19 protein-coding genes are annotated in these 19409 nt (G+C 68.6%); 12 read left to right on the forward strand and 7 right to left on the reverse strand.

Annotation, left to right across the window (positions count from 1 at the left end; all coding sequences use genetic code 11):
- Positions 1-212: 212 nt before the first annotated feature.
- Both BLW83_RS05300 and BLW83_RS05305 read right to left on the reverse strand, forming a co-directional pair.
- On the reverse strand, positions 213-2396 hold the full coding sequence (locus BLW83_RS05300) for a 3-hydroxyacyl-CoA dehydrogenase NAD-binding domain-containing protein (protein WP_090846381.1): 2184 nt from the start codon (positions 2394-2396) through the stop codon (positions 213-215).
- Positions 2397-2399: 3 nt separating this feature from the next.
- A complete protein-coding gene (locus BLW83_RS05305; protein WP_090846383.1) occupies positions 2400-3611 on the reverse strand; it encodes an acetyl-CoA C-acetyltransferase in 1212 nt (403 codons plus the stop codon).
- Between the two features lie 160 nt (positions 3612-3771).
- Between BLW83_RS05305 and BLW83_RS15680 the strand changes: the two genes are divergently transcribed.
- Complete coding sequence (locus tag BLW83_RS15680; RefSeq protein WP_177172496.1) at positions 3772-3948, forward strand: hypothetical protein; 177 nt, start codon at positions 3772-3774, stop codon at positions 3946-3948.
- On the opposite strand, the gene BLW83_RS05310 is transcribed toward BLW83_RS15680, so the two are convergent.
- Together BLW83_RS05310 and BLW83_RS05315 are read right to left on the reverse strand one after the other, a co-directional pair.
- Entirely contained in the window at positions 3904-5679 is a 1776-nt protein-coding gene (locus tag BLW83_RS05310; protein WP_090846385.1) for an acyl-CoA dehydrogenase C-terminal domain-containing protein, read from the reverse strand. The genes BLW83_RS15680 and BLW83_RS05310 overlap by 45 nt on opposite strands.
- A 194-nt stretch (positions 5680-5873) precedes the next feature.
- Complete coding sequence (locus tag BLW83_RS05315) at positions 5874-6326, reverse strand: MerR family transcriptional regulator (RefSeq protein WP_090846387.1); 453 nt, start codon at positions 6324-6326, stop codon at positions 5874-5876.
- A 146-nt stretch (positions 6327-6472) separates the two neighbouring features.
- Between BLW83_RS05315 and BLW83_RS05320 the strand changes: the two genes are divergently transcribed.
- From BLW83_RS05320 to BLW83_RS05330, 3 genes are read left to right on the forward strand one after another with little or no spacing between them, the layout of a single operon-like run.
- Positions 6473-6910: a PaaI family thioesterase gene (locus BLW83_RS05320; RefSeq protein WP_090846389.1), complete on the forward strand. Its 438-nt coding sequence runs from the start codon at positions 6473-6475 to the stop codon at positions 6908-6910.
- Position 6911: 1 nt separating this feature from the next.
- Positions 6912-7379, forward strand: a complete 468-nt coding sequence (locus BLW83_RS05325; RefSeq protein ID WP_090846391.1) for a PaaI family thioesterase — start codon at positions 6912-6914, stop codon at positions 7377-7379.
- 13 nt (positions 7380-7392) lie between these two features.
- Positions 7393-8724, forward strand: coding sequence for an MATE family efflux transporter (locus BLW83_RS05330; protein WP_090846393.1), 1332 nt, complete (start codon positions 7393-7395; stop codon positions 8722-8724).
- A 64-nt stretch (positions 8725-8788) separates the two neighbouring features.
- On the opposite strand, the gene BLW83_RS05335 is transcribed toward BLW83_RS05330, so the two are convergent.
- Positions 8789-9103 (reverse strand): DUF1476 domain-containing protein, encoded by a 315-nt coding sequence (locus BLW83_RS05335; RefSeq protein WP_090846395.1) that lies wholly within the window; start codon positions 9101-9103, stop codon positions 8789-8791.
- Positions 9104-9289: 186 nt separating this feature from the next.
- Between BLW83_RS05335 and purC the strand changes: the two genes are divergently transcribed.
- The 8 genes from purC to BLW83_RS05375 all read left to right on the forward strand — a co-directional run bounded on the left by purC (position 9290) and on the right by BLW83_RS05375 (position 17506).
- Entirely contained in the window at positions 9290-10048 is a 759-nt protein-coding gene (purC, locus tag BLW83_RS05340) for a phosphoribosylaminoimidazolesuccinocarboxamide synthase (protein WP_090846397.1), read from the forward strand.
- Between the two features lie 22 nt (positions 10049-10070).
- Positions 10071-10310, forward strand: a complete 240-nt coding sequence (gene purS, locus BLW83_RS05345) for a phosphoribosylformylglycinamidine synthase subunit PurS (protein ID WP_090846399.1) — start codon at positions 10071-10073, stop codon at positions 10308-10310.
- 76 nt (positions 10311-10386) lie between these two features.
- Positions 10387-11253, forward strand: coding sequence for a LysR family transcriptional regulator (locus BLW83_RS05350; protein ID WP_090846401.1), 867 nt, complete (start codon positions 10387-10389; stop codon positions 11251-11253).
- A gap of 138 nt (positions 11254-11391) precedes the next feature.
- Positions 11392-11871, forward strand: coding sequence for a formate dehydrogenase subunit gamma (locus BLW83_RS05355; RefSeq protein WP_090847477.1), 480 nt, complete (start codon positions 11392-11394; stop codon positions 11869-11871).
- The gene (locus tag BLW83_RS05360; RefSeq protein WP_090846403.1) at positions 11871-13400 is read left to right on the forward strand and encodes an NADH-ubiquinone oxidoreductase-F iron-sulfur binding region domain-containing protein; all 1530 of its coding nucleotides are present in this window, start codon (positions 11871-11873) and stop codon (positions 13398-13400) included. The genes BLW83_RS05355 and BLW83_RS05360 overlap by 1 nt, the downstream gene beginning before the upstream one ends.
- Positions 13397-16276: a formate dehydrogenase subunit alpha gene (fdhF, locus tag BLW83_RS05365; RefSeq protein WP_090846405.1), complete on the forward strand. Its 2880-nt coding sequence runs from the start codon at positions 13397-13399 to the stop codon at positions 16274-16276. Before BLW83_RS05360 ends, fdhF begins: the two co-directional genes overlap by 4 nt.
- 182 nt (positions 16277-16458) lie before the next feature.
- A complete protein-coding gene (gene fdhD, locus BLW83_RS05370; RefSeq protein ID WP_245728644.1) occupies positions 16459-17286 on the forward strand; it encodes a formate dehydrogenase accessory sulfurtransferase FdhD in 828 nt (275 codons plus the stop codon).
- A gap of 1 nt (position 17287) precedes the next feature.
- The gene (locus tag BLW83_RS05375) at positions 17288-17506 is read left to right on the forward strand and encodes a formate dehydrogenase subunit delta (protein ID WP_090846409.1); all 219 of its coding nucleotides are present in this window, start codon (positions 17288-17290) and stop codon (positions 17504-17506) included.
- Between the two features lie 3 nt (positions 17507-17509).
- Here the strand turns inward: BLW83_RS05375 and BLW83_RS05380 are convergent, their stop codons facing one another.
- Together BLW83_RS05380 and BLW83_RS05385 are read right to left on the reverse strand one after the other, a co-directional pair.
- A complete protein-coding gene (locus BLW83_RS05380) occupies positions 17510-18316 on the reverse strand; it encodes a phosphodiesterase (RefSeq protein ID WP_177172497.1) in 807 nt (268 codons plus the stop codon).
- A gap of 60 nt (positions 18317-18376) precedes the next feature.
- The gene (locus tag BLW83_RS05385; protein ID WP_177172498.1) at positions 18377-19312 is read right to left on the reverse strand and encodes a LysR family transcriptional regulator; all 936 of its coding nucleotides are present in this window, start codon (positions 19310-19312) and stop codon (positions 18377-18379) included.
- Positions 19313-19409 lie beyond the last annotated feature (97 nt).

Raw genomic sequence — 19409 nt, forward strand, 5'->3', positions numbered from 1 at the left:
CGCCGCTGTGCCTTGTGGCACGGCCGGAGCCTCCGGCGGGGATATTTTCATGATGAAGATGGACGCGGGAGGTATCGAACGGAAGCAACGCCCGCTCGTTCTTCATCATGAAAATATCCCGGGGGTGCGGGGGCTGGCCCCCGCTTCGGCGGTTCTTGATAATACCGGGTTGTAATGACAGGGGCCGGACCGCACCGACCCGGCCCCCGCGTTCACGCCGCCGCGGCCTGCGCCCCGAAGCGGCCGTAGAAGCTGTCACCCTTGGCCGCCATGTCGCGCAGCAGGGCGGGCGGGGCAAAGCGGTCGCCGTGGTCCGCGGCCAGCGCTTCCGCGATCTCGACTGCGCGTTCGGCGCCCAGCATGTCCAGCCAGCCGAACGGCCCGCCCGTCCAGGGCGCGAAGCCCCAGCCGAGGATGGCGCCCACGTCGCCTTCGCGGATATCGGTCAGCACGCCCTGTTCCAGCGCCCGCACGGCCTCGAGCGCCTGAGCGAACATCAGCCGGTGCTGCACTTCGGTCAGTTCCGGCTGGCCCTCGGCGCGCGGATAGTCCGCGGCAAGCCCCTCCCACAGCCCCTGCCGCTTGCCGGCGTCGTCATAGGCATAAAACCCCGCCTTGGCCTTGCGCCCCAGCCGCCCGGCTTTTTCCATCGCAAAGATCACCGCGTCCACTGCCTCGTCGGGATAGGCGTCGCCCATCGCTTTGCGGGTGGCGCGGGCGATGCGGGCGCCCAGCTCGATCGAGGTTTCATCAACCAGTTGCAGCGGCCCCAGCGGCATCCCCATCAGCCGCGCGGCATTCTCGATCAGCACCGGGTTCACCCCTTCGCCGACCATGCGGATGCCTTCGTTGATATAGGGGATGATGCAGCGGTTGGCGTAGAAGAACCGCGCGTCGTTCACCACGATCGGGGTCTTGCGGATCTGGCGCACGAAATCCAGTGCCTTGGCCACCGCACGGTCGCCGGTCTCGCGTCCGCGGATGATTTCCACCAGCGCCATCTTGTCCACCGGGCTGAAGAAATGGATGCCGATGAACTGCTCGGGTCGGCTTGAGGCTTTCGCCAGCTCGCTGATCGGCAGGGTCGAGGTGTTGGTGGCAAAGATCGCATCCGCGGGGATCACGGCTTCGGCTTTCGCGGTGACCTCGGCCTTGACCGATGGATCCTCGAACACCGCCTCGACGATCAGGTCGCAGCCGTTCAGCGCGGCGTAATCGGTGGTGGCGGTGATGTGTGCCAGCACCTCGGCCTTGCGTGCCTCGGTCAGCTTCCTGCGGCTGATGCCCTTGTCGAGGATGCCGGCGGAATGCGCCTTGCCGCGGTCCGCGGCCTCTTGCGTGGAATCGATCAGCACCACCTCGATCCCGGCATTTGCCGCGACATGGGCGATGCCCGCGCCCATCATGCCGGCGCCCAGCACGCCCAGCTTGCGCACCCGCTGGTCGGGGACATCGGGGCGGTTTGCGCCTTTTTCCAGCGCTTCCTTGCTGATGAACAGGCTGCGGATCATGTTCCCGGCCGAGGGGTTCATCAGCACATTGGTGAACCAGCGCGCCTCGATCCGCAGGGCGGTGTCGAAATCGACCTGAGCGCCCTCGTAGACTGCCGACAGCAGCGCGCGGGCGGCGGGATAGACCCCCATGGTCTTGCCCATCACCATGGCATTGGCGCCCAGAAAGGTCATGAAGCCGGCCGGGTGCCACGGATCGCCGCCGGGCATCTTGTAGCCCTTGGCGTCCCACGGCTTGACCAGATCGGCGTCTTGGGCCGACAGCACCCAGTCCCGCGCCGCCGCCACCGGATCGGCCACCACCTCGTCGATGGCGCCCGCGGCCTTGGCCTTGGCCGGGTCGTTCAGCTTGCCCTCCAGCAGCAAGGGCGCCGCCGCCATTGCGCCCAGCTTGCGCGACAGCCGCGTGGTGCCGCCGGCGCCGGGGAAGATGCCGACCATGATTTCCGGCAGGCCGATCCTGGCCTTGGGGTTATCGGCGGCAAAGATGCGGTGGCAGGCCAGCGGCAGCTCCAGCCCGATCCCCAGCGCGGTGCCGGGGAGGGCGGCGGCGATGGGCTTGCCGCCCTTCAGGGTGCGGGCGTCCATGCCCGCGCGCTCGATCTTGCGCAGCAGGTGGTGCAGGCTCATCACCCCGTCGAACACCGCCTGCGGGCCGCCCTGTTTCATGCCGGCCAGCACGTTGAGATCCATCCCGGCGGCGAAATCAGCCTTGCCCGAGGTGATGACGATGCCCTTGACCGCATCATCGGCCAGCGCGTCGTCGATCAGCCGCGACAGTTCCGCGGCGCCGTCCATCGACAGCACGTTCATCGACTTGCCCGGCACGTCCCAGGTGATGGTGGCGACGCCGTCAGCGTCCTTTTCCATGGTGAAGTCGGTCATCTCTTACACCCTTTCGATGATCGTGGCCGCGCCCATGCCCGAGGCGACGCACAGTGTCGCCAGCCCGGTGCTCAGGTCGCGCCGTTCCAGTTCGTCCAGCAGCGTGCCGATGATCATGGCGCCGGTCGCGCCCAGCGGGTGGCCCATGGCGATGGCGCCGCCGTTGACGTTGACGCGCTCGGGCGAGACGTCGAATGCCTGCATGAAGCGCAGCACGACCGAGGCAAAAGCCTCGTTCACCTCGAACAGGTCGATGTCGGAAATCGCCATGCCCGAATCGCGCAGGATCTTTTCGGTCACTGGCACCGGGCCGGTCAGCATGATGGTGGGGTCGGTGCCGATCTTGGCGGTGGCGCGGATGCGGGCGCGGGGGCGCAGCCCCATCGCCTCGCCCCATTCGCGCGAACCCAGCAGCACCGCCGCCGCCCCGTCCACGATCCCGGACGAGTTGCCGGCGTGGTGGATATGCGCGATCCGGTCGAGATGGGGGTATTTCAGCATCGCCACCTTGTCGAAGCCGGGCATCACCTCGCCCATGTCCTTGAAGGCGGGCTTGAGCTTGGCGAGATCCTCCACCGTGGTGCCGGGGCGCATGTGTTCGTCGCGGTCAAGGATCACCAGCCCATTCTGGTCCAGCACCGGGACGATGGATTTGGCGAAACGCCCCTCGTCCCAGGCCTGCGCGGCGCGGCGCTGGGATTCGACGGCCAGCGCATCGGCCTGTTCGCGGGTGAAACCGTATTCGGTGGCGATGATGTCGGCTGAAATTCCCTGCGGGACGAAATAGGTCTTCATCGCCAGCGCCGGGTCGACGGCGATGGCGGCGCCGTCCGAGCCCATGGCGACGCGGCTCATCATCTCGACCCCGCCGGCCAGATAGGCGCCGCCGGCGCCGCCGCGGATCTGGTTGGCGGCCAGATTCACCGCCTCCATCCCGCTGGCGCAGAAGCGGTTGATCGACAGGCCCGGGATGCGCTCGTCAAGGTCCGAGGCGAGGACGGCCGAGCGGGCCAGACAGCCGCCCTGTTCCTTGACCTGGGTGACATTGCCCCAGATCACATCCTCGACCGCGTGGCCGTCCAGCCCGTTGCGCTGCTTCATCGCGTTCAGCAGCCGCGCCGACAGCGCCAGCGAGGTGACTTCGTGCAGGCTGCCGTCGCGGCGGCCGCGGCCGCGCGGGGTGCGGGCGGCATCAAAGATATAGGCGTCGGTCATGGATCCTCCGATGCGATCAAGGTGCAGGCGAACCGGGGGCTTCGCGCCCCCGGACCCCCGCGGGATATTTTCATGATGAAGAAGGGGCGGGTTAACCGGTTTTCAACCATTCTGCGCCACTCTGGCCGGGCGGTACAGGCGGGGACGCCGATGACCGCTGATGGAGAAGGAAGCCCCGGCCCGCGCCATTGATGCCGATGGCCGCGCGCGGGTCGGGGCCGCGTCCATCTTCATCATGAAAATATCCCCGCCGGAGGCCTCGGTGGTGCCACAGGCGGGAATGGTTGCCATTTCAGAACTGCTCGGCCGCAAGCGCCATCACCGGCGCGGCGCCTGAACGGATGCGGGCCAGATGCGTCGCGGTGATCGGCAGTTGCCGCGCCATGTAGTAGCGGCCGGTTGCCAGCTTGGTCTCGTAAAAGCCGGGATCGTCGGTGCCTGCGTCCAGCGCTGCTTGTGCGGCGACCGCCATGCGGCCCCACATCAGCCCCAGCGCCACCTGTCCGAACAGATGCATGAAGTCGTAGGATCCGGCCAGCGCGTCGTTGGGGCTTTTCATCCCCCGTTCCATGAAGAACATCGCTGCCGCCTGCAAATCCTTGGATGCGGCCTTGAGCGGGTCGAGGAAATCGGTCTTGAGCGCCTCGTCAGCGCCGTGTTCGGCGATGAAGCCCTTGACCATCTCGAAAAACGCCATGACATGCTTGCCGCCGTCCTGCGCCAGCTTGCGGCCCACCAGGTCCAGCGCCTGAATGCCGTTCGCGCCCTCGTAGATCATCGGGATGCGGGCGTCGCGGACGAACTGCGACATGCCGGTTTCCTCGATATAGCCGTGGCCGCCGAACACCTGCTGCGCCTGCACGGCGCTGTCGAAGCCCTTGTCGGTCAAAAAGCCCTTGATGACCGGGGTCAGCAGCGACACCAGCCCCTCGGCGTCCGCGTCGCCCTGATGGCCGCGGTCGATCAGGTCGGCGCCCCAGAAGGTCAGCGCCCGCGCGCCTTCCAGAAAGGATTTCTGGTCCATCAGCGCGCGGCGGATGTCGGGGTGGACGATGATCGGATCGGCGGGGCCGGCGGGGTTTTCCGCGCCGGTCACCGCGCGGCCTTGCAGGCGTTCGCGGGCATAGGCGACGGCGTTCTGATAGGCGCCCTCGGCCACGGCATAGCCTTGCAGCCCGACCCCCAGCCGCGCCTCGTTCATCATGGTGAACATGGCGCGCATGCCCTTGTGCAGGTCGCCCAGCAGCCAGCCGCGCGCGCCGTCGTAATCCATCACGCAGGTGGCATTGCCGTGGATGCCCATCTTTTCTTCCAGCTTGCCGACGCTGACCGCGTTGCGCGCGCCAAGGCTGCCGTTCTCGTTCACCAGGAACTTGGGCACGATGAACAGGCTGATGCCTTTGGTCCCTTCGCCGCCGCCGGGGGCCTTGGCCAGCACCAGATGGATCACGTTTTCCGCCAGATCATGGTCGCCGGCCGAGATGAAGATCTTTTGCCCGGTGATCAGGTAGCTGCCGTCGTCCTGCGGTTCCGCCTTGGTGCGCAGCAGGCCCAGATCGGTGCCGCAGTGCGGTTCCGTCAGGTTCATGGTGCCGGTCCATTCGCAGCTGACCATCCGCGGCAGATACATCGCCTTTTGCGCGTCGGTGCCGTGGGCGTGGATCGCCGAATAGGCGCCGTGGGTCAGGCCCTGATACATGTTGAAGGCCATGTTGGCGCTGACGAACATCTCGTTTGCCGCCACGTTCAGCACATAGGGCATCCCTTGGCCGCCGTATTCCGGGTCGCAGTCAAGCCCGGTCCAGCCGCCCTCGCGCATGGCGTCAAAGGCGCGGTCAAAGCCGGCCGGGGTGCGAACGGCGCCGTTTTCCAGCACACAGCCCTGACGGTCGCCGGTGGCGTTCAGGGGTTCCAGCACCTCGGAGGCCAGCTGGCCGGCGGCGTCCAGCACCGCCTGGGTGAAGGATACGTCCAGTTCGTCGCGGCCGGGCAGGTCGGATTCGGAAATCCGCAGCAGCTCGTGCAGCAGGAACTGCATGTCTTTGATCGGGGCGTTGTAGGCGGTCATGGTGCCTCCTCGGCGTTCATCGGTGGGGCTGGCCGGTCGGGCCATGTGGTCGGCGCGCGGGGGCCGCAATTCGCGGCAAGCCCTTGGCCGGCATGGCACAGCCCGTGTGTGCGGCCCGCTGTCCACCAATGGATACAGCCCCGCCGGCGTTCCGCCAGCAGGGACGCTGCGTCATCGCCGCGGGTGCCGCTGGGTCAGTCGCCGCCGCCGCCCGTGTCGTCGCCTGCGCCGTTATCCGCGCCGTTCCCGGCCGGCTCGTCCTCTGCCGCGGGCAGCCTGGCCACCAGCGCCACGGTTTCGTCGCGCAGCTTGCGCAGGTCGGCGATGGCCGCGTCGATTTCGTCGCGCTGCGCGGCCAGCACGTCCAGCTGCCTGGTCGCGAACTCGATCCAGACCTCGTATTGCGCGCGGGTGCCGTCCTGCTGATACATCAGCAGCCACTGGCGGATTTCCTCGAGGCTGAAGCCGAAGCGGCGACCGCGCATGATCAGCTTCATCCGCGCGATCTCGCGCGGGCCATACCAGCGGGCGCGGCCCTCGCGCAGGGGGCTCAACAGCTCGATGTATTCGTAATAGCGCAAGGTCCGGGGGGTGACCCCGAATGTCTCGCACATCTCTTTGAAACTGATATGGCTTTCGTCTCGCATCCTGCCTTTCCCGGCTGCCTGTGAAACCCTAGCGCAGCCCCGGCGCGATCTCAACCGCGGCGCTTGCCGTCGGGGCAGGCTTGCGGTGCCGCGCGGGGCGGGGCAGTGACAGGGGGCAAGGCGCAGGGTGCAAAGGAAGAACGGCGATGGAAAACCAGTCCGGCAACGACGCGCAGGTGGCCGATTCGATCGCCCGCCGCTTCATGGAGGTGGTGCCCCATGCCGACGCCCTGGGGATGGAGATCGTCGCGGCCACCCCCGGCTGCGTCGAGGTGGCGATGCCCTGGGCGCCGGAATTCGTCGGCGATCCGCGCACCGGGGTGCTGCATGGCGGCGTGATCTCGGCGCTGATGGACATGAGCTGCGGGCTGTCGGTGCTGTGCCACCCCTCGCATCCGCCGGTGACGGCGACCATCGACCTGCGGATCGACTATCTGCGCTCGGCCACGCCGGGCCAGAGGGTCAGGGCGCGGGCGGAATGTTTCCACGTCACCCGCTCGGTCGCATTCGTGCGGGCGGTGGCGCGCGACGAAGGCGACACGCCGGTGGCCACGGCGACCGGCACCTTCACGGTGGGGGTGTGACATGGGGCTGACGCGCGAATCGGTGATCGACGGGCTGCTGGCCAAGGTTCCGTATTTCGGCTGGCTGGGGGTGCAGGTGGACCGCCGCGGGGATGAGCTGACCACCGTGCTGCCCTTTGCCGGGCGGCTGATCGGCAACCCCGCGCTGCCCGCGCTGCACGGAGGCGTCACCGCGGCGTTTCTGGAAACCGCGGCGCTTGTGGAACTGGTCTGGACCGCGATGGGCGACGAGCGCGGCGGCTTTCTGCCCATCGAGCAGGACGAATCGATGCCCCGGCTGCCCAAGACCATTGATTTCACCATCGACTATCTGCGTTCAGGGCTGGCGCGGGACGCCTATGCCCGCGGCCGGGTGGTGCGGCTGGGGCGGCGCTATGCCAGCGTGCAGGTCGAGGCGTGGCAGGAAAACCGCTCGCGGCTGTTTGCGCAGGCGACGGGGCATTTCCTGATGCCGCAGCCCCGCGACTAGCCGGGCCGCGCGCGTGACCACGCCCGATGCGCTGACCCATCGCCGGGTGCTGGCGATCGCGCTGCCGATCGTGCTGGCCAATGCCACCGTGCCGATCCTGGGCGCGGTCGATACCGGCGTGGTCGGGCGGCTGGGGCAGGCCGCGCCCATCGGGGCGGTGGGGCTGGGGGCGGTGATTTTGACCTCGGTCTACTGGATCTTCGGGTTCCTGCGCATGGGCACCTCGGGGATGGTGGCGCAAAGCCACGGCGCCGGGGACGGCGCGGAAAGCGGCGCGCATCTGATCCGGGCGCTGGCGGTGGCGGGCGCGGCCGGGGCGGCGCTGATCGTGCTGCAATGGCCGCTGATGGCGCTGGCCTTTCGGCTGGCCCCGGCCTCGGCCGAGGTCGAAACGCTCGCCCGCGCCTATGTCGCGATCCGTATCTGGGGCGCGCCGGCCACCATCGCCATGTATGCGCTGACCGGCTGGATGATCGCCACCGAACGCACCCGCGCGGTGCTGGCGGTGCAGATGCTGGTCAATCTGGTCAATATCGGGCTGGATCTGCTGTTCGTGCTGGGCTTTGGCTGGGGCGTGCGCGGAGTCGCCGCCGCCACGCTGACGGCCGAGCTGTCGGGGCTGGCACTGGCGCTGTATCTGGCGGCCCCGGCGCTGCGAAACGGCGCGCGCGCGGCCGGGATCTGGGCGCGGGCGCGGCTGGGGCGGATGCTGCGGGTCAACAGCGACATCATGCTGCGCTCGGTGCTGTTGCAGGGGGCGATGACCGCGTTCGTGTTCGTCGGCGCGGGCATGGGCGACGTGGCGCTGGCGGCCAATCAGGTGCTGCTGCAATTCCTGGCGATCACCGCATTCGGCCTGGACGGGCTGGCCTTTGCCGCGGAATCGCTGGTCGGGCAGGCGGTGGGTGCGCGCCGCCCCGAACGGGTGCGCCGGGCTGCGGTGCTGACCTCGGGCTGGGGGCTGGCCGGCGCGGTGGCGCTGAGTCTCGTCTTTGCGCTGGGCGGCGGGCAGCTGGTGTCGTGGCTGACCACCTCGGCCGAGGTGCGGGCGGCGGCGGCGGTCTATCTGCCCTGGCTGGTGCTGGCGCCGCTGTTGGGCGTCGCCAGCTGGATGCTGGACGGCATCTTCATCGGGGCCACGCTGACGCGCGAGATGCGCCGCGCCATGCTGCCGGCGGTGGCGGCCTATGCCGTGGCGGTGCTGGTGCTGGTGCCGCCCTTGGGCAACCACGGGCTGTGGGCGGCGCTGATGGTGCTGTATATCGGGCGGGCGCTGGCGATGGGGCGGTATTATCCCCGGGTCGAGCAGGCGGCGGGCACGGGGCCGCTGGCCGCGCAGGGCTGAGGACGCGGCCGACGAAAAAAGCCCCCGCAACGGGGGCTTTCAGCGGGCGCACGCCGGCACGGGATCAGATTTCGTCCAGAACCTGCTGGCGGGCCACGTCGCGCAGCTCGGCCATCCTGGCGCGGATCGTGGCCTCATCGGCCTTGTCGCCCAGATCGGCGGCGACCTTGCGGAACACGTCCTCTTCGCCCGGCTCGTCGAAATCCGAGGACACGATGGTCAGCGCATAGGTCCGCGCCTCGTCGCCGGTCTTGCCCAGCAGCCCGGCCGCCCATTCGCCCAGCAGGCGGTTGCGCCGCGCCTCGGCCTTGAAGCGCAGCTCGGCGTCAAGGGCGAACTTGGATTCCTGGGCGCGCTTGCGGTCGTCGAAAGTGCTCATCAAAGCCTCCGATTGATGTGTTTTCAAATATGACGGCCGGGACCGTTGCCCGCAAGGCGTTTCCCGCGCCCCGGCCTGCGGGGCGCCAAGTTGGGCCCCGATGCCCGGCCCGTATTGCCCCTGTGCCCCGAACGGGGCTATGGGTGCGGGGACAATCCGAACCCGCCCAAGGAAAGGCGCGCGATCATGGCCCCCAGGCGCAAGAAAATCTACGAAGGCAAGGCCAAGATCCTTTACGAAGGCACCGAGCCGGGCACCCTGATCCAGTATTTCAAGGACGACGCCACCGCCTTTAACGCGCAGAAAAAGGCGGTGATCGACGGCAAGGGTGTGCTGAACAACCGCCTGTCGGAATATTTCATGCAGGGCTTGGGCAATATCGGCGTGCCCACCCATTTCATCCGCCGCATCAACATGCGCGAGCAGCTGATCCGCCAGGTCGAGATCATCCCGCTTGAGGTGATCGTGCGCAATTTCGCCGCCGGCAGCATCGCCAAGCGGCTGGGCATGGAAGAGGGCACCCAGCTGCCCCGGCCGATCGTCGAATACAGCTTCAAGAACGACGAGCTGGGCGATCCGATGGTGTCCGAGGAATATGTGATCGCCTTTGGCTGGGCCAGCCAGCAGGATCTGGACGATATCGTCAGCCTAGCGCTGCGGGTGAACGATTTCCTGTCGGGGGTGTTCTACGGCGTCGGCATCAAGCTGATCGACTTCAAGATCGAGATCGGGCGCATCTGGGACGGCGAGTTCATGCGGCTGGTCGTTGCCGATGAAATCAGCCCCGACAGCTGCCGGCTGTGGGACAACAAGACCGGGCAAAAGCTGGACAAGGACGTGTTCCGCCGCGATCTGGGCAGCCTGACCGACGCCTATTCCGAGGTCGCGCGCCGTCTGGGCGTGCTGCCCGCCGCCGTGCCCGTGAAACCCACGCTTATCAACTGAAGCCAGCAGAAGGACGCCCCCGATGAAAGCCCGCGTGACGATCATGCTCAAGAACGGCGTCCTGGACCCGCAGGGCGAGGCGATCCGCCATGCGCTGGGCACGCTGGGGTTTTCCGGCGTCGAGGGCGTGCGCCAAGGCAAGGTGATCGAGCTGGACCTGGCCGCCACCGACGCCGCGGCGGCCGAGGCCGAGGTCGGGCGCATGTGCGAGCAGCTGCTGGCGAACACCGTCATCGAAAGCTGGCGGGTCGAGATTCTCTAGAGTCTCTGTCCGACCGGGGCGCTGCCCCGGACCCCGGGATATTTGAAACCGCCCGAATCTGCGCAGGGTGCGCCCCATGATCGACCGGCTACAGATGTTCATGGTGCTGGCGCGCGAACAGCATTTCGGCCGCGCGGCCGAGGCGCTGGGGATCACCCAGCCTTCGCTGTCGTCGGCGCTGCGCACGCTTGAGGAACATCTGGGCGTGCAGCTGGTGCGGCGCGGCTCGCGGTTCCACGGGCTGACCCCCGAGGGCGAGCGGGTGCTGGAATGGGCGCGGCGCATCGTCGGCGACATGCGCACCATGCAGGCCGAGCTGCGCGCCACCCGCAGCGGCGTGTCGGGCCGGCTGCGGCTAGGGGTGATCCCCACCGCGATGCCGCGAATCGCCGAGCTGACGGCCCCGTTCCTGGCCCGGCATCCCGCTGCCGAGGTCAGCATCCTGTCGCGGTCCTCGGACGAGATCCGCGACCAGATCGCCGCGCTGGAGCTGGACGCCGGCGTCACCTATCTGGACGGCGAATCGCTGGGGCGGCTGCGCACGGTGCCGCTGTTCGTAGAGACCCTGTGCCTGGTCGACCGCAGCTCGCAATCGGGGCCGGTGTCCTGGGCCGAGGCGGCGACGCGGCCCCTGTGCCTGCTGACCCCCGACATGCAGAACCGGCGCATCGTTTCGGCCCGGCTGGCGCAGGCGGATGCGCTGGTCGCGCCCAAGGTGGAATCGAATTCCATGCTGGCGATCCTGTCGCATGTCGCGACCGGCGGCTGGGCCGCGATCCTGCCGCAGGCGCTGGCCGACGGGCTGCCGCTGCCCTCGGGCGTGCGCGCGCGGCCGCTGACGGGGGGCGAGCATATGGTGGGGCTGGCGCTGGCCGGGCGCGAGCCGCTGCCCCCGCTGCTCGAAGCGCTGGTGCAGATCGCCGAGCAGCTGCAACCGCGATAGGCGTTGTCTATCACGGCACGGGTCTTCAGGATTGATCTGCCTATCGCGGCGGGCGTAAGTTCCCGCATGCCCGCGACTGTGCCAGCCTGATTGAGGAGCCTCATGCAGCCGACCTCCAACTTCGACCGCCCGCCGAATATGCCGCCGATTGCCGCGCTTGAGGGCGAGTCACTTGTCAGGTTGCAGGCGATCATCGCCCGTCACCGCGGCGACGAAGGTCCGCTGCTGCCGATCCTGCATGACGTGCAGGCCGAATGGGGGATGATCCCCGAATCCGCGCAGCCGGTGATCGCCCAGGCGCTGGGGATGAGCCGGGCCGAGATCCACGGCGTGGTCAGCTTTTACCATGATTTCCGGCAGGAACCCGCGGGCCGCCATGTGCTGCGGCTGTGCCGGGCCGAGGCCTGCCAGTCGGTCGGTGCCGATGCGCTGGCGCAACAGGTCCGCACCGCGCTGGGGCTGGACTGGCACGAAACCACCCCCGACGGGCGACTGACGCTTGAGCCGGTGTTCTGCCTTGGGTTGTGCGCTTGCGGGCCGTCTGCGCAACTTGACGACCGGCTGGTCGGGCGCGCCACCGCCGACAGGCTGGTGGCGCTGGCCGGGGGGGCGCGCTGATGCGGGTCTGGGTTCCCATTGACGCCGCCGCCCGCGCGCTGGGCGCGGACGAGGTCGCGGCCGCCGTGCGCGCCTGCGGCCAGCAGCCGATCCGCAACGGCTCGCGCGGGATGGTCTGGCTTGAGCCGCTGCTGGAAATCGAGATCGACGGCATCCGCCACGGCTTTGGCCCGGTCGAGCCGGACGAGGTGGCGGCGATCTTGGCCGACCCGCGCGGCCACGCCAAGGCGTTGGGTCCGGTCGAGGAACTGCCCTGGATGCGCGCGCAGACCCGGCTGACATTCGCCCGCGTCGGCATCACCGACCCGCTGTCGCTAGAGGATTACAAGGCCCACGGCGGGCTTTCGGGGCTGAAAGCCGCCATCGCCACCCCCGACCGCATCATCCCCGAGGTCACTGATTCCGGCCTGCGCGGCCGCGGCGGCGCCGGTTTCCCCACCGGCATCAAATGGGCCACCGTCGCCAAGGCCGAAGCTGCGCAGAAATACATCGTCTGCAACGCCGACGAAGGCGACAGCGGCACATTCGCCGACCGGATGCTGATGGAGGGCGACCCCTTTACCCTGATCGAGGGCATGGCGATTTCCGGCATCGCCGTCGGCGCCACCCGCGGCTATGTCTATATCCGCAGCGAATACCCCGACGCGATCCGCGCCATGCGCGCCGCCATCGACATCGCGCGGGTGGCGGGGGTGCTGGGCGCATCCGTGCTGGGGTCCGACCACCGCTTCGACATGGAGGTCCGCGTCGGCGCCGGCGCCTATGTCTGCGGCGAGGAAACCAGCCTGCTCAACAGTCTTGAGGGCAAGCGCGGCGTGGTGCGCGCCAAGCCTCCGATCCCGGCGCTGCAAGGGTTGTTCGGCCAGCCGACCGTGGTGAACAACGTGCTGTCGCTGGCCACGGTGCCGTGGATCATGGCCAACGGGGCCGCTGCCTATGCGGCGTATGGCATCGGGCGCTCGCGCGGGACCATGCCGCTGCAAATCGCGGGCAATGTGAAATACGGGGGTCTGTGCGAAGTCCCGTTCGGCCGCTCGCTGGGCGAGATCGTGGACCAGATCGGCGGCGGCACCGCCAGCGGCCGGCCGGTCAAGGCGGTGCAGGTCGGCGGCCCGCTGGGCGCCTATTTCCCGCGGGCACTGTTCGACACCCCCTTTGGCTACGAGGAATTCGCCGGCAAGGACGGGCTGGTCGGCCATGCCGGCATCGTCATCTTTGACGACAGCGCCGACATGATGGCGCTGGCCCGTTTCGCGATGGAATTCTGCGCCGTCGAATCCTGCGGCAAATGCACGCCCTGCCGCGTGGGTTCGATCCGGGGGGTGGAAACCATCGACCGCATCGCGGCGGGCGACGGGGATGCGATCCCGCTGCTGACCGATCTGTGCAACACCATGAAATGGGGCAGCCTGTGCGCGCTGGGGGGCTTTGCGCCCTATCCGGTGATGTCGGCGCTGACGCATTTCCCTGACGATTTCACCGGCAGCGCGCCTATGGGCCGCGCGCGCCGGGTGGAGGCTGCGGAATGAAGGATTTCATCATCCCCGACCTGCGGGATCTGGGCACCCCTGCGGTGCGTTCGGACGTGACCGTCACGCTCAGCGTGGACGGCATTCCGGTCAGCGTGCCCGCGGGCACCAGCGTGATGCGGGCGGCGGCGCTGGCCGGCGTCACCGTGCCCAAGCTGTGCGCCACCGACAGCCTCGAGGCGTTCGGGTCGTGCCGGCTGTGCGTCGTCGCGATCGAGGGGATGCGCGGCACGCCCGCATCCTGCACCACCCCGGTGGCCGAGGGCATGGTCGTCCACACCCAGACCGACGAGATCGCCCAGATCCGCCGCGGGGTGATGGAGCTTTACCTGAGCGACCACCCGCAGGACCTGCTGGGCAGCCCGATCACCGGCAACTCGGAAATGCAGGACATGATCGGGGCGGTGGGGCTGCGCGAAATGCGCTATGTCCCCGGCAAGAACCACGTCTACCCGCAGAACGGCGGTGCGCCGAACCCGGAATACCGGGCGCCGGACGATTCGAACCCCTATTTCACCTTTGACCCCTCGCTGTGCATCGTCTGTTCGCGCTGCGTGCGCGCCTGCGAAGAGGTGCAGGGCACATTCGCCCTGACCATCGAGGGCCGCGGTTTTGACAGCCGGGTCAGCGCCGGGATGGCGTCGGATGATTTCCTGTCCTCGGATTGCGTCAGCTGCGGCGCCTGCGTGCAGGTCTGCCCGACCGGGTCGCTGGTGGAAAACTCGGTAATCCAGATCGGCACCCCCGACCGTATCGTGAAAACCACCTGCGCCTATTGCGGGGTCGGGTGCAGCTTCGACGCGCATATGCGCGGGGAAACCGTGGTCAAGATGGTGCCCAGCAAGGACGGCAAGGCCAACCACGGCCACAGCTGCGTCAAGGGTCGCTTTGCCTGGGGCTATGCCACCCACGCCGAACGCATCCTGCACCCGATGGTGCGCGAGCACTACACCGACCCGTGGCGCGAAGTGTCCTGGGACGAGGCGCTGGATTTCGCCGCCGAGCGGCTGAGGCGCGCGCAGGCCGAACATGGGCGTGATTCGGTCGGGGTCATCACCTCGTCGCGCTGCACGAACGAGGAAACCTATCTGGTCCAGAAACTGGCCCGCGCGGTGTTTGGCAACAACAACACCGACACCTGCGCGCGGGTCTGCCATTCGCCGACCGGCTACGGGCTGAAAACCACATTCGGCACCTCGGCCGGGACGCATGATTTCGATTCGGTCGAGGATACCGACCTGGCGCTGGTGATCGGGGCGAACCCGACCGACGCGCATCCGGTGTTCGGCTCGCGCCTGCGCAAGCGGTTGCGGCAGGGGGCGGGGCTGATCGTGATCGACCCGCGCCGCATCGACCTGCTGGACACGGTGCATCGCTCGGACGCGCTGCACCTGCCCCTGATGCCCGGCACCAACGTGGCAGTGCTGACCGCGATCGCGCAGGTGATCGTGGCCGAGGGGTTGCAGGACGACGACTTCATCCGCGAACGCTGCGACTGGGACGAGTTCCTCGCCTATCGCGAATTCCTGCTGGACCCCCGCCATTCGCCGGAATCGGTGCAGGCGCAAAGCCGCGTTCCCGCCGATCTGATCCGGCAGGCGGCGCGCGCCTATGCGGCCGCGCCCCGCGCCAGCATCTATTACGGGCTGGGGGTGACGGAACATTCGCAGGGCTCGACCACGGTGATGGCGATTGCCAACCTGGCGATGCTGACCGGCAATATCGGCAAGCCCGGCACCGGGGTGAACCCGCTGCGCGGCCAGAACAACGTGCAGGGTTCGTGCGACATGGGCTCGTTTCCGCATGAATACCCCGGCTATCGCCATGTCTCGGACCCCGAGACAAGGGCGATCTACGAACGCGTCTGGGGGGTGGAGCTGTCCGAGGAACCGGGCCTGCGCATCAACAACATGTTCGACGAGGCCACCGCCGGCCGCTTCAAGGGCCTGTATTGCCAGGGCGAAGATGTGCTGCAATCCGACCCCAACACCAGCCATGTGCAGCAGGCGCTGGCCAGTCTCGACATCCTGATCGTTCACGACATCTTCCTGAACGAGACGGCGAATTATGCGCATGTGTTCCTGCCCGGTTCGACCTTCCTGGAAAAGAACGGCACCTTCACCAATGCCGAACGCCGCATCAACATGGTCCGCCGCGCCATGGCGCCGCGCAACGGCTATGAGGATTGGGAAATCACCCAGATGCTGGCCAACCGGCTGGGCGGCGGCTGGGATTATGCCCACTCCTCGGACATCATGGACGAGATCGCGCTGACCACGCCCAGCTTTGCCGGGGTCAGCTTCGACCTGCTGGACCGCGAGGGCTCGGTGCAGTGGCCCTGCAACGCGGCCGCGCCGCTGGGCACGCCGGTGATGCATATCGACGGCTTCGTGCGCGGCAAGGGCCGGTTCATCAACACCGAATATGTCGCGACCGACGAACGCAGCGGCCCGCGCTTTCCGCTGCTGCTGACCACCGGGCGCACGCTGACGCAGTATAACGTCGGCGCGCAGACGCGGCGGACCGACAACACCGTCTGGCACCCCGAGGATGTGCTGGAGATCCACCCCCACGACGCCGAGAACCGCGGCATCCGCCAGGGCGATCTGGTGCGGCTGGCCAGCCGCGCCGGCGAAACCACCCTGCGCGCCGAGGTGACGGAACGGGTGGCGCCGGGGGTGGTGTTCACCACCTTCCACCACCCCGGCACCCAGGCCAACGTGGTGACCACCGACAGTTCCGACTGGGCCACCAACTGCCCGGAGTTCAAGGTGACGGCGGTGCAGGTCAGCCCCTCGAACGGGCCGAGCGAGTGGCAGGAAAGCTATGCCCGCCACGCCGAGCTGTCGCGGCGCATCCTGCCGGCGGCGGAATGACCGGCGCAGGCGCAACCGCGCGCCGCGACGCCGTGAAAGACAACGATCCGTCCCCTCGCGGGGGCGGCAGGGCTTCGGATGCGTTCCCGCCGGGTGAGGCAACGCCGTCCCCGGACGGCAGGGCGGGTGCAACCGAAGGCGCAGGGCCAGGCGGGGTGGTTTCCCGCGCGGCCGGTCCGGCAGTGCCGGCCGGACCGGCCGCCTCTGCGTCCCCGCTGCGGCGCTGGTCGGGCGCGGGCTGGGACCTCTCCGACGCGCCCGCCCCGCCCGAGGAAGCTGCGGTCGCCATTGTCGTGGACGGCACCAGCCAGGCGGTGCTGATGGCGACGCCGCATGATCTGGATGACCTCGCGCTGGGGTTTGCCCTGACCGAGGGGCTGATTGCGGCGCCGGGCGACGTGACCGATGCGCAGGTGGTGGCGGTGGCCCCGCCCGCGGCGCTGCCGGGGCTGCCGGCGCTGGAAACCCGGCTGTGGCTGCGCCCGGGCCTTGCCGCCGGTCTGGCCGAACGCCGGCGCAGCATGGTCGGCCCGGTCGGCTGCGGGCTTTGCGGCGTCGACAGCATCGCCGCGGCGCTGCCGCCGGTGGTGCCGGTCGCCGCCGGCTACACCGCCGCGCCTGCCGATATCGCGCTGGCCATGCAGGCGCTGGCCGAGGGGCAGCGCCGCTGGCGCGACACCCCCGCGATCCACGCCGCAGGTTTCTGGTCGCCTGATGTGGCGCTGGTGCGCGAGGACGTGGGCCGCCACAATGCGCTGGACAAGCTGGCCGGCGCGCTGGCCGCGCGGGGCATCGACCCCGGCGGCGGGATCATCGCGATGACCTCGCGGCTGTCGGTCGATCTGGTGCAGAAAACCGCGCGCATCGGTGCCGGGCTGCTGGTCGGCGCCAGCACGCCGACGCGGCTGGCCATCGACTGGGCCGAGGCCGCAGGGCTGACCCTGATCGGCCGCGCCCGCGCCGGCAGTTTCGACCTGTATACCCACCCCCAGCGCATCAGGAGCGCGTGACATGCCCGACAAGCTGATCCGCATGGCGAGCCAGATCGCCGATTTCTTTCGCAGCCAGCCCGGCCCGCCCGAACTGGCGGTGGCGGGGCATATCAATGACTTCTGGACCTATCGGATGCGCGCGCAGCTGGTGGGGGCGTTGCAGGCAGGCGCCTCTGCCGACCCCATCGTGCAGGCGGCAGCGCCCCATATCCACATCCCGGCGGGGCAGGGCGGCTAGCGCTCAGGCGCCGGGCTCGATCGGGCCGGGGGCGGGGGCGGTCGGGATCAGATGTGACCGGATCGCGCCATCCTCGGCGCAATGCAGCATGATCGCGCCGGGTTCCAGCATCAGCGCCAGCGGCTGGTCGGGTTGCAGCCGCAGTGCCAGCGCGTGCGAGGGGCTGGGGCAGCTTTGGCACAGAACGCCTGCCGCCACCGTGGTCACCGCGCGGTGCAGATGCCCGCAGACCAGCTGCGCCCCGGCGCGATGCCCGGCCAGCCGCGCCAGCAGGGGTTCCGGCGCGAGCAGCCCCAGCGCATCCATCGCCCTGATCCCGGACCGGAACGGGTGGTGGTGGACCGCGACCAGCACCGGCCGCCGCCCGGCAGTATCCAGCGCCCGGTCCAGAAACCCCAGCGTGCCGTTGCCCAGGATCCCGTGGCCCGCGCCGGGAACATGGCTGTCCAGCGCCACCACATCCAGCCCGTCGAATTGCAGATGCAGGTTGATCGCGCCGTGGTCGGGCATCCAGTGCAGATGGGAAAACGCCTCGCGCATCACCTCGCGGTTGTCGTGGTTGCCGGGGATGGCGAACCACGGCAGCGGCAGGGGCGCGATCAGGCGCAGGAAATGGGCGTATTCCTCGGGGCGGCCGGATTCGACCAGATCGCCGGTGACGATCACCGCATCAATCGGGCCGATGGCGCGCAGGTTGCGGGCGATCCATTCCACCGTGCGGCTTAGCGCGGTGGCGGTGTCGATCATCCCGCCCAGCAGCTGGCCGGCCACGCCGATATGAGGGTCGGAAATTTGCAGGATGCGGGTCATGGGCGGCTCTCGCGGCGGGGTCGGGGGCAGCATACAGGCGCGGTCGCGGGACAGAAGGGGTCAGCCCGCCGCTTCGCGCCCGAATTCGTCCAGGATCAAGCTGCGCAGGATCGAGCCGCCCAGCCCCAGCGGCCGCGCGCGGCGGTGGATCAGATAGCAGGTGTTGGCGCCGCGGCTGCCGGGGGCCGCGATTTCCCGCACCTCGCCGCGTTCCACCCAGGGCGCGGCGAAGGCCAGCGGCAGCGAGCCGAGATAGCGCGAGGACAGCACCAGCACCATCCGCGACAGGATGGTGGGCGCGGTGGCGGCGATGCGGAACCCGCCGAGGAAATCGGAAAACGCCGGCTCTTGCGCGACCTCGGCGGCGACGAAACCGTGGCGGCGCAGCTCGTCCATGGTCAGCGCGGCGTCGTCGCGGGCAAACAGCGGATGTTCGCGGCCGCAGAAAATCCCCATGCGTTCGGTGCAGACCGGCGCGGCGACCAGCGCCCCGTTCGGGGCGCTCAGCGTGGTGAATCCAAGATCGGCCGAGCCTTCCAGCACCGAGGCCAGCACATGCCCCGGAGAGCTCATCCGCAGGGTCAGTTTGAGATTCGGGTAACGATCATTCATATGTGCGATCGCGCGGGCCATCGGCTCGCCGAACTCGAACAGAAAGCTGTCGTCGGCGAACATGGTGATTTCATCCTCGACCCGCGTGGTGGCGGCGCCGATGAAATCGCTGAACCGGGCGATTTCCGCCATCAGCTCGACGGCGGCGGAATGGACCAGCTGCCCCTGTTCGGTCAGGCGGAACCCGGACCGGCCGCGTTCGCATAACCGCATGGAAAGCCGCGATTCCAGCCGTGACAGCGTCAGGCTGATCGCGGATTTCCCCTTGCCCAGCCGGCCCTCGGCGGCGGTGATGCCGCCGGCCTCGACGATCTCGATGAATTCGCGCAGGCTGGCGATGTCGATGTCGGACAGCCGGCCGCGGAACATGCGCTGATGCGACATTCGCCGCCCCCCTGAATTTCGGGAAAGGTTTGCATTGTGCCAAACTCTGGTCAAGCACTCGTGGCTCGACAGCCGGGGCGTCCTTGGCAATCTTTCA

It is taken from the genome of Paracoccus alkenifer (genome assembly GCF_900108405.1).
Lineage (GTDB): Bacteria > Pseudomonadota > Alphaproteobacteria > Rhodobacterales > Rhodobacteraceae > Paracoccus > Paracoccus alkenifer.